Here is a 9,885-nt window from a genome sequence, read left to right on the forward strand (position 1 = left end):
ATAACGAGACATCCGGCCTCCAGCCCCGAGCGTCTGGTTTAATGGTACTTTCTGCCGGCCGAACATGGCCCCATCGTCTGCGACGCTGTAGGCCGATGCCAGAACCCGGTTCGCAAAGAGTTAGCAAGCTTAACTCACTGTAGCGCTTGACACCAAAAGAACTGCTGCAGTCACTCGCGAATGCGTTGCTGTTGCTCGCGTAGATACGCTTTGGGTGTCTCTCCGACCATGTTCCTGAAGAACGCGATGAAAGCGCTGTCGCTCGAGAACTGTAACTCCGAGGCGACGCGTGAGATGTCAAGTCCTGTGGACAACCATTCAATGGCCCGCATGACGCGCCATTGCTGGCGCCAGGCTTGATAGCTCATACCGGTTTCTTTCTGGAAGATGCGGGTAATGGTCCTGGCACTCGCCCCAACCTGCGTTTCGAGCACATGCAGCTCGGGCGGCAGGTTCTCCGGGTGTTCGATGAGCTTCGCGAGCCGCCTGTCGTTGGGCAAGGGAAGCAGCATGGGTGTGCACGGTGCGGCGCAGATCTCATCGATGCACAGAGCCAGCAAATGCGCATACCGGCCACTCGCCCAGGTCTGGCCGAAGTCCGCTTGGGCGATGGGTTCCATAACAGCACGAAGCAATGGGCTGACGTCGATGACCCGAACCTCGGGCGGCATCGTCGCGGCGATGTCCAGGCGAAAGTACAACGACCGATAGTCGACGACACGATGCATCACCGCGCGATGGAGCATCACCGGAGGAATCCAGACGGCCCGGGACGGTGGCAGCAGGCAAAGCTGCGTATCCATGGTGATACGAATGCAGCCTCGCCTTGCGTAGAGCAGTTGGCCGCGCCCGTGCGAATGCGCGCCGGAATCGTGCTCGCTGAGAGACGTTGCCAAACCAATGACTTCGGCCTCGTATGCGTCGGGATCGAATGCAGTGGTGTCGTTTAGCCAGGCCATAGCCGATTGTCCGATTTCAGGGATTGATTGTCCAACAAGTGGTAACAGGACAATAGGGGCCCACGCGACAATTCGGTTCCCGCGTTCCGATACCCCCTATGAGGGCCCGAAGTTGCTTTCGCTCTTGATCGCCTTGTTGATGTTTCCGCAAATTGCGCAAACACTCTACAGTCCCGCCCTCGCGGATTTCTCTCGTACTTTCTCGGTGGCGCCTGCGATAGCGAGCCAGGCGCTGACGGTCTACTTCCTTGCATTTGCGCTAGGCGTCGTCGTATGGGGGCGCGTGAGCGATCTCATGGGCAGGCGTCCCGCGCTGGGGGGCGGCCTGGTACTCTATGCCGCGGCATCGGCGGCCGCCCTGTTCGTCGACACGTTCTACGGTTTGCTGGTCACGCAGGCATTCGCCGCATTTGGCGCAGCCGTTGGATCGGTCGTTACGCAGACCATCTTGCGGGACCGTTACTCCGGTGAGGCGCTAGCAAAAGTCTTCGCCACTGCGGGTATGGTACTGGCAGCCGGTCCCGCGATTGGCCTCTTCACAGGTGCTGCCGTGGTAGGTCATTACGGATACAAGGGGGCAATGTTGTGCCTTGCAAGCTTGTCACTCGCCTTGCTTGGATGGGCTGCGGCTCGCTTGCGGGAGACACGGCCTGCCATGCTTGCCTCGGCGTCGCTGCCGGCAACCGCGGGAAAGATGATTCGCGACGCGGCGATATGGCGGTCCGCGTTGCTCGTCGCGGTCTTCAATGTGGCTCTCTATAGTTACTATGCACTCGGTCCATTCGTGTTCGAACGTCTGCACCTCTCCGTCAAAGCATACGGATACAGCGGCTTCCTGCTCGCGGCCGGCTCCTGCGCGGGCGCATGGCTGAACCGGCGCCTGCTCAGGCGCGGCTACGCCGGCAGGCAACTCGTCGCCGCCATGTCGATCCTCGTGCTTGCCGGCGGAATCGGGCTGCGATTCATGCAGGACACGGCGTACCTTCTGTTGCCGGTTCTGCTGATCGTCCTTGCCTTCGGTGTGGCGATTCCCAACATCCTCGGAGAATCACTGAGTGCCTACAAAGACCGCCTCGGCACGGCCGGCGCGCTGTTTGGGCTGCTGTACTATCTGATGATCGGGGCGGGCATGTTGCTAGTCGGCTGGACGCAGGCGCTCGCGGGATCGGTACTAGCCTGCGGCCTCGTCGCGGTGGGCGCGAGCTTCGCCCAGTGCATGGAGCCACGCACCCGCAACATCGAACCAGTGCCCTGATGACACGGGCGCCCGCGGGTCAACGCCGTACAACCGGTGGATAGACAAACTCCCGCTTCGGACGCGCAGGACTCGCCCCGTATAGCCTCAATACGAGATAAAAGCGTGTCGGCGGCCCCAGAACATTTCGATGCAAGGAAGATGACGATGCAAGGAAGACGAGCGATTCACGCAAACGAAATTGAACTCTACTACGAAGCGTTTGGATCGCGTACGGATCCGGCACTGCTTCTGGTGATGGGGAATAGCGCACCGGGACTGGTCTGGCCCGACGAATTCTGCGCGATGCTGGCGGCGACTAGCCTGTACGTCATACGTTTCGACGCCCGGGATACAGGGCTCTCGACGTACATCGACTTTGACGAGACACCCTATACGCTGGACGACCTCGTCGAAGATGCGTTTGCGCTTCTGGACGGCATTGGACTGAGCAAGGCTCACATCGTCGGGCTATCTCAAGGTGGAGTCATTGGATATCGGATGGCAATCCGGCGGCCTCAGCGATTGCTGAGCCTTACCGTCATGATGTCCTCGGCGGATTTGCGACCCAAGAACGACGCGTTTGCGGGGGCAGCCGCGAGAGAAGGTGAACTTCCCCGTCCGTCGCCCAACTACGTCGCCAAGGTGGTCGCGCTCAATGCAACAGCGCCGACGACTATAGAAGAAGTCGCCAGGCGATTTGTCGAGAATTTTCGGCTTGCTGCCGGGCCCAGGTCGCCCTTTGATGAAGCGGCCTGGCAAGCCCTTGGCCATGCGTTTGCGCAACTACCCCTGTCGCGCAATGACGGTTTGGGACCCGCACTTGCAAACAATAGCAATCACGCGCTGGCACAGAAGCTAACCTCGGCCTTGACCGTCGAAGAACTTTCAGCGATCAGAGTACCAGTGCTACTCATCCAGGGGAGCGACGATCCCATTTTTCCGGTCGAGCACGCCAGGTGGTCAGCGTCCGTGATACCGGGCGCGAAGTTACACATCATAGACGCTATGGGGCATGCGCTCGACCCGGCATTCTTCAATTCAATTGTTGGCACGTTGAACGATTTCTACGGATGAGGCGAGCGCGGCGATGGCGATCGAACCTGCTCTAATTGCCGGGAGTTACCGGATCGACGCCGTTCGTTTGCAGCGGCTCTAATGAAGCTCAACGAAAAGCCGCTCTCGAGTTGCGCTTCAGACGAACCCGAAACCCGTGCAAGGGACCGCTTCGGGTCAGGATATGCCTTCTGTATGAGAAGCTGCATCCGTGTCGACCGTCGCGCTTCGTCGTGAGGCGGTGGCCGGCCAGTAGCGCTCATAGAGACAAGCAGTGTGAGTGTCCGCTGCCTGGCCGACATGGGACCCGCAAGTGTCGTTACCGTGTTAGGTCATCGGCGATTTACGAACTACACGCACGATTTGCCCATACATTAGTGGCGGGGCATCACTTGCCTCGTCTGCGGACGTCTGATGGACAACCCTGCGGATTCAAATTCGTCTCCGTCTACCTTCCAAGAAGAGCGACCGCGTCGCGCATCGGCGTCAGCGAGAGCCTGACCATGCCACTAAGCGGGGTATCCATTTCGAGGATCAGAAATATCGCCTCGGAAGTCGACAGAGCACCCGTGAACAAGACTGCAATGATTGTCCCGTTGCGTTGGGTAAACAAGCCAAACGTGCCGAAGATCATGGCCAGCCACGACACTAGAACGATCAGCAGCGGCACGGGGATCGGACCAGTCGCTCCCAGCAATTCCAGCCAGCGCGCCGCGGACAGGTCATCGAGAATCCGTATGGCCTGCGTCTGTCTTTGACGCTGCTCGTCCGTGCGGGGCGAAAGGGCCTGCAACTGACGCTGCAGTTCTTCCAACCGACCGGCCGCCTCAGCGCTCTCGAGTCGAGCCAACTGCGAAGGGTCGCCGGATGCAAGTATCTGGATCGTTGCGATGTAGTTACGCTTGAGTGAAGCACGTATTTCCTGCGTTTCTGGTCCATATTCGGCCAGTACGCGATCGAGATTAACGACGCTGGCAGTATTACGGACAATCGCCGCGTTCGCTGTATCCAGTTGGCTTTTCGCCGACGAAATCAGCAGGCCGAGTACCAACGCGGCCATTGTCGCGATAAGGCCCGTCGCCAGTTTTACGACGTTGACTGATTCTTCGCTAAGGTGATGTTCTGGCAACACGGTGCGCAGGTACAGTCCAAGCAGTGCGCTACTGAATACGGCGACAAACACAATCAGGGCGATGACGAGGTGGCTCATCCGTTTTCTCCATCCGGGCTTATGTGCGGCACGAGACTGTGTACTGACATCCGGTGGCTACCCTGAAATGCGCGTTGTTTGCCAAGGGCGGCATCACATAGCCTGGCTTTCAGGTCCAAGCGGGCCACTCTACCTGGCCAACCCTCGCAGCAATGTGTCCACAAAGCGCTCAATGAAACTATCGTCGATGGGCTGTCGGGTGATCAAGGTTCTGACGTAGAGCGGCCCAAGCGCAAGATCCATGGCGACTTCATGGTCGATCCCCTCACGTAACTCGCCACGAGCCGCAGCACGCCGGATCATCGTTTGCATCGCGGCAATCCGAATTTGCACGAACTCTGCACGATGTGTCGCAAAGTCGGGATCGTTGTCGGCATTGGCTACGACCATCTGCAGTATTGACTTTCCAACTGGCGTCGCGAAATAAGCTGACAGGATTTTGGAAAAACCGACCAAATCTCCACGCAACGAGCCGGAATCGGGGATGCCGAGGGCTTCGGTGCCGTAGGTCCGCAAGGCATCGAAAAGTACATTTTCCCTGGACCCCCACCGCCGCTGCACCGAGGTCCCGTGCACCTCCGCCCGTCGACCTATTTCACTAAAGGTCAGGCCATCGACGCCTTGCTCCAACAGAATTTCCCATGTGGCTCGTAACACGGCCTCCCGAACCCTGGCTGATCGTCCACCCGTCCGGCGCCTCACATTAGGCTGGCCCCCATTCAGGCCTTCATTTTCGTCGCTCATCGAGTTCATTACCTGTCGGCCTGTGGCCATTCCTTTCAATTTGTCATCACTCACCTTAAAGCAAGGTGTCTCGATATATTTTAACGCAAGACACTTGCGTTAACGATTTTTTGGCGTATGATTTCCTTAACGCAGATTTGTTGCGTTAAGGAAATCATACGGAGAACTGCAATGAGCCGCATCTACGACATCGACCCCACCGCCGCCACAGCCTTTAGCGAGGTTGACGCCGTGATGCGACCCCCCTTGGAGGTTGCCTCGCCGGCATCCGTCGGTTTCGCACCTGCACGCCTGAACCGGCTTGACGGCGCGATGCAAGCGGAGATTGATGCTGGCCACTACGCGGGCATCAGCGTGATGGTCACCCGTCATGGCAAGCTGGTGAAGTCCGGCTGCTACGGTTACCAGACACTCGAAAGCCGCAAGCCACTGCGCGAGGACGCAATCTTCCGCATCGCCTCAATGACCAAGCCGATCGTCGCCGTCGCGATGCTGCTTCTCTACGAGGAGGGCAAGTGGCAACTCGACGATCCGGTCACCCGCTTCATTCCAGAATTCTCGGACCTGAAGGTAATGGGCAAAGACGGCACGCTCGTGCCGCTTGACCGTCCAATGCAAATGCGTCACGTGATGTCGACCTGCGCGGGCTTCGCCTTCGGACCGCTTCTCGGTAGCATCAATCCAGACGTCGACGCTATGTATGCGGCAGCTGATTTGTGGAGCGGCACGAACGACGACCTGATTGCCAAGCTGGCCAGGCTGCCGTTGGAAGCACAGCCGGGTACGCATTTCCGCTACGGTTTGCAGCAGGAGGTTCAGGGCGCGATCATCAAGCGGATCACCGGCCAGACAATCGACGTCTTCCTTGAACAGCGGATTTTTGCCCCGTTGGGCATGAAGGACACGGGTTTCGAGGTGGCGCCGGTGAAGCGCGATCGCATCGCACCGCGCTATGCCCTGGATGACAGCCTCAAGCTCGTACTCGCCCCAGATCAGTCGGCGTTCCCAACCGTGGCCGGCACTCCTGCGGGGGTGAAGCCCAAATTTTTGCTTTCAATCGCTGGCCTCTATTCAACCATTCAAGACTATCTGCGCTTCGCGCAGATGCTGGCGAACGGCGGTGAACTCGACGGCGTACAGGTTCTTTCACCAGGCTCGGTCAAGTTGATGACGAGCAACCTGCTGCCTGATGGCGTGCCAATGCACTTCCTGCAATCGTTCACGGGTATCGGCTACGGCATGAACGTGGGCATCGTGCTCGATCCCGCCAGAGCCGATTTCAACGGCGGAGCGGTCGGCGTCGGCACTTTCTATTGGGGGGGCGTTCACGGCACCTGGTTCTGGGTCGACCCCAGCAACGACATTGTCGTCGTCGGCATGGTTCAGCAAGTGGACGCAGGCAATCAGATGACCGGCCGGCCCTATCCGGTGCCTGACATCCGCGCGATCTCGCGATCCATTACCTACGGGGCGTTGGTCGACCCCGCGCTCTAGCTCGCAGAGCGAATGCGCTGATTCTTGCGATCGGCGCCTCCCCTTCAGGCGCACCCCTGTCTCTTTTTAGGAAAGGCTTGTCATATGCCCTCGAAACTTGAACTCGATCCTCGCCTCGACCCTCGCATCAAGGCGTTCTTCGCCGGAATACCCCTCGGTATACCGCAGCCGAACGTCGCCAGTCGAGAGGAATTGCTGGCGCAGGAGCTCTCCCCGGAAGGCGACGCGAATTACGCTCGCCAGGTCGCGTTTTTTGACACCATGGACAGTGAAGATGTCGCCCCGTCGACTGGCCTTACAGTGCGCACGGAGACCTTCACCTCTTCGCCCGACGGCAACACGGTCCAGATTCAATACATCCGGCCTGAGGGCACTGAGGTCCTGCCGTGCATCTACTACATACACGGCGGCCGCATGGCGTTCAGCTCCTGCTACGAAGGTAACTACAAGACCTGGGGCCGCATGATTGCTGCTCGGGGCGTGGCCGTGGCGATGGTCGATTTCCGCAACTCGGTGCATGCCGACTCAACGCCGGAAATCGCGCCTTTCCCAGCCGGCCTTAACGATTGCATCTCCGGCCTCAAATGGGTTGGCGCCAACGCCACCGCCCTCGGCATCGATCGGGCGCGCATCGTGGTTACCGGCGAAAGTGGCGGCGGGAACCTTGCGCTGGCAGTCGGCATGAAGCTGAAGCAGGACGGGGACCTCGGTCTGATCAAGGGCATCTACGCAATGTGCCCGTTCATCGCCGGAGAGTGGCCGCTGCCTCAGAACCCGTCGTCGAGCGAGAACGAAGGCATTTTCATCTCCGTGCAGAACAACCGCGCCGCCATGGCCTACGGCATCGACGCATTCAAGGCCCGCAATCCACTGGCCTGGCCGGGCTTCGCCCAGCACGCAAATGTCGCCGGGCTGCCGCCGGTGGTGATCAGCGTCAACGAGTGCGACCCGCTTCGCGACGAGGGCATCGGCTTCTACAGGCTGCTGCTTGGCGCTGGTGTCCCGGTGCGTTGCCGCCAGGTGATGGGCACCTGCCACGGAATTGAAATTCTTCCTGTCGTCTGCCCTGACATCGCACGCAGCACCGCATTAGACATTGCCGACTTCGCTAACGGTTGAGCACAGCTCTCCAAATCCTGGCACAGCGCTGCGCCCGTCTTGCGACCGCCCGGCGCCGCATACTTCTTGTTGCAACCGTCAGTCTTAATTTGAGGACTCCGAAAATGAGCCATCGCAATCTCTCGCAAGCCGCTTCAACCCATGCCTCGGTATCGACCGATGGTGGTGCGCAGAAGCCACAATCCTTCTTGGCCGACAATGCCGGAACAGACGCTTTGCTCTTCAAGGACGACCCCGAATTTTGGTTCGAGACCGTCCGACTGTTTGGTGCGGCCGAATATGGCGGCGCTCTCTTCGGCGAGGTCATCGCCATCACCAGGAACATCAAATCCGGCGACTACGATAGCTGGTACGACGCGCACAGCGCCGTCGCCGACCGGCTTGCCGACGAGGCGGCGGCCCAGCTCAAGAAAGGCCACAAGATCAGCGCTCGTGACAACTATCTGCGGGCCTGCAGCTACTACCGCAGCGCTGAATTCTTTCTGCACGCCAATTCCGACGACCCGCGGATGAAGCGGGCCTTCGAGCGAACCACAGCCTGCTACAGGCAAGCTGCGGCTCTCTTCACGCCGGCGATCCAGGCCGTAGAGATTCCCTTCGAGGGCACGACTCTGGCGGGCTACTTCCACCCGGCCGATGACTCAGGCGCACCGCGTCAGACGCTCATCCTGAACAATGGCTTCGACGGCTCGCCGGAGGAGATGCACTGGAATGGCGCGCGTGCCGCGGTCGAACGCGGGTTCAATGTACTTGTGTTCGACGGCCCCGGACAGTTCGCCTCGGTCCACCGCCAGGGACTGCATTTCCGCGGCGATTGGGAGACCGTGGTCACGCCAGTCGTCGACTACCTCCTGACACGGAAGGACGTTGACCCGAAGAAGATCGCCATTCATGGCGAAAGCCTGGGCGGCTACCTCGCACCGCGAGCGGCTGCCTTCGAGCATCGCCTTGCGGCGTGCATCGCCGATGATGGCGTCTATGACTACGGTATCGCGCAATTGTCAGGTCTCCCGGCAGAAAAACGCGATGCGGTTATCGCAGCCTTGTCCGCACCTAGCTCGCCGGAACTCGACGCGATGCTGGAAAGCGCGATGAAGACCAGCAGCGTCGCACGATGGGCCTTCACCCACGGTATGTATGCCTTCGGTACGGACACCCCACGCGCCTATCTGGCCGCGACCCAGTCTTTCCATATGCGGGACGGTATTGCAGAGCAGATCAAATGTCCGACCCTGGTCTGCGATGCAGAGAAGGACCTGTTCTTTCAAGGCCAGGCCGAGCAGCTATTCGACCACCTGACCTGCCCCAAGACGATGATGAAGTTCACTGACGCCGAGGGCGCAGGCGCCCACTGCCAGATGGGCGCAGGCCGTCTCGCCTACGGCAGGATGTACGACTGGCTCAACGAGGTCCTGGCCGACGTCAAGTAAGTCCGTGACGAGCCGACATCTGGCGTTGTCAAAATCTGCGTGGATCTTGGCCGCCCCCGTCTGGAGCTAGAACTCCAGACGGTTCCTGCTGATTGGTGTCATAAACCAGGGAGGTCATGTGGCATTCCAATGTCGCACCTATCGCCGCAATCATCAGCGGTCTCGGCTACGGCCTCTCTGATCTACGTCGCGATCCAGACCCGGCAGAGCCTCCGCAGAAGCTGGCAAAACGACCTTACCGTTATCGCAAGGTGCTCCGGGTTGTGGATATGGATGCTGATGCGGGCTAGTGCCATAGTGTTGGACGAGTCGCAGACGGTCGTGCGGCTACTCGGACGACCGGTGCACTCTCAAAACCAGCCATTGAACTCGTCGAGCCGACCGGCAGCAACGGGTCGACTATCGCCCGTTGTTCAGAGCACAAACTGAATCTCCCTTCAATCGAAAGGGGATTGCCATGAGCACATCAACCAACACAGGTCCGCAGAGGGTAACCGCTTGTTCGTGCCAAGGAAATTTCAATGAACTTCGCTCTGCTGTCGACGGGCCGAAGACGGCCGATGAATAAGAAAAAACGCCACTGGCGCAAGCCAGTGGCGTTTTTCACTGCATCGACCCACCGCCGTCAGGAGCCACCGT

At 59.6% G+C, this 9,885-nt stretch carries 9 protein-coding genes; 6 read left to right on the top strand and 3 right to left on the bottom strand.

From position 1 onward, the window contains the following. Positions 1-170 precede the first annotated feature (170 nt). Complete coding sequence (locus BO1_RS47270; protein WP_028223549.1) at positions 171-959, bottom strand: AraC family transcriptional regulator; 789 nt, start codon at positions 957-959, stop codon at positions 171-173. Between the two features lie 112 nt (positions 960-1,071). Between BO1_RS47270 and BO1_RS55790 the strand changes: the two genes are divergently transcribed. Beyond that, positions 1,072-2,214: an MFS transporter gene (locus BO1_RS55790; RefSeq protein ID WP_218002877.1), complete on the top strand. Its 1,143-nt coding sequence runs from the start codon at positions 1,072-1,074 to the stop codon at positions 2,212-2,214. A 147-nt stretch (positions 2,215-2,361) separates the two neighbouring features. Further along, the gene (locus tag BO1_RS55795) at positions 2,362-3,270 is read left to right on the top strand and encodes an alpha/beta fold hydrolase (RefSeq protein ID WP_052409867.1); all 909 of its coding nucleotides are present in this window, start codon (positions 2,362-2,364) and stop codon (positions 3,268-3,270) included. Between the two features lie 427 nt (positions 3,271-3,697). Here the strand turns inward: BO1_RS55795 and BO1_RS47285 are convergent, their stop codons facing one another. Together BO1_RS47285 and BO1_RS47290 are read right to left on the bottom strand one after the other, a co-directional pair. Continuing rightward, the gene (locus BO1_RS47285) at positions 3,698-4,459 is read right to left on the bottom strand and encodes a bestrophin-like domain (RefSeq protein ID WP_028223550.1); all 762 of its coding nucleotides are present in this window, start codon (positions 4,457-4,459) and stop codon (positions 3,698-3,700) included. Between the two features lie 129 nt (positions 4,460-4,588). Then, positions 4,589-5,233, bottom strand: a complete 645-nt coding sequence (locus BO1_RS47290; protein WP_084688830.1) for a TetR-like C-terminal domain-containing protein — start codon at positions 5,231-5,233, stop codon at positions 4,589-4,591. 141 nt (positions 5,234-5,374) lie between these two features. On the opposite strand from BO1_RS47290, the gene BO1_RS47295 reads away from it, so the two are divergent. The 4 genes from BO1_RS47295 to BO1_RS60005 all read left to right on the top strand — a co-directional run bounded on the left by BO1_RS47295 (position 5,375) and on the right by BO1_RS60005 (position 9,536). Next, positions 5,375-6,697 carry a serine hydrolase domain-containing protein gene (locus BO1_RS47295; RefSeq protein WP_028223552.1) on the top strand — a complete coding sequence of 441 codons (1,323 nt, stop codon included), beginning with the start codon at positions 5,375-5,377 and terminating at the stop codon, positions 6,695-6,697. Positions 6,698-6,781: 84 nt separating this feature from the next. After that, entirely contained in the window at positions 6,782-7,816 is a 1,035-nt protein-coding gene (locus BO1_RS47300) for an alpha/beta hydrolase fold domain-containing protein (protein WP_028223553.1), read from the top strand. A gap of 104 nt (positions 7,817-7,920) precedes the next feature. Further along, positions 7,921-9,246 (top strand): alpha/beta hydrolase family protein, encoded by a 1,326-nt coding sequence (locus tag BO1_RS47305; protein ID WP_156992804.1) that lies wholly within the window; start codon positions 7,921-7,923, stop codon positions 9,244-9,246. A gap of 116 nt (positions 9,247-9,362) precedes the next feature. Continuing rightward, on the top strand, positions 9,363-9,536 hold the full coding sequence (locus BO1_RS60005; RefSeq protein WP_156992805.1) for a hypothetical protein: 174 nt from the start codon (positions 9,363-9,365) through the stop codon (positions 9,534-9,536). The last annotated feature ends 349 nt before the right edge of the window (positions 9,537-9,885 follow it).

It is taken from the genome of Paraburkholderia oxyphila NBRC 105797 (assembly GCF_000685075.1).
Taxonomy (GTDB): domain Bacteria; phylum Pseudomonadota; class Gammaproteobacteria; order Burkholderiales; family Burkholderiaceae; genus Paraburkholderia; species Paraburkholderia oxyphila.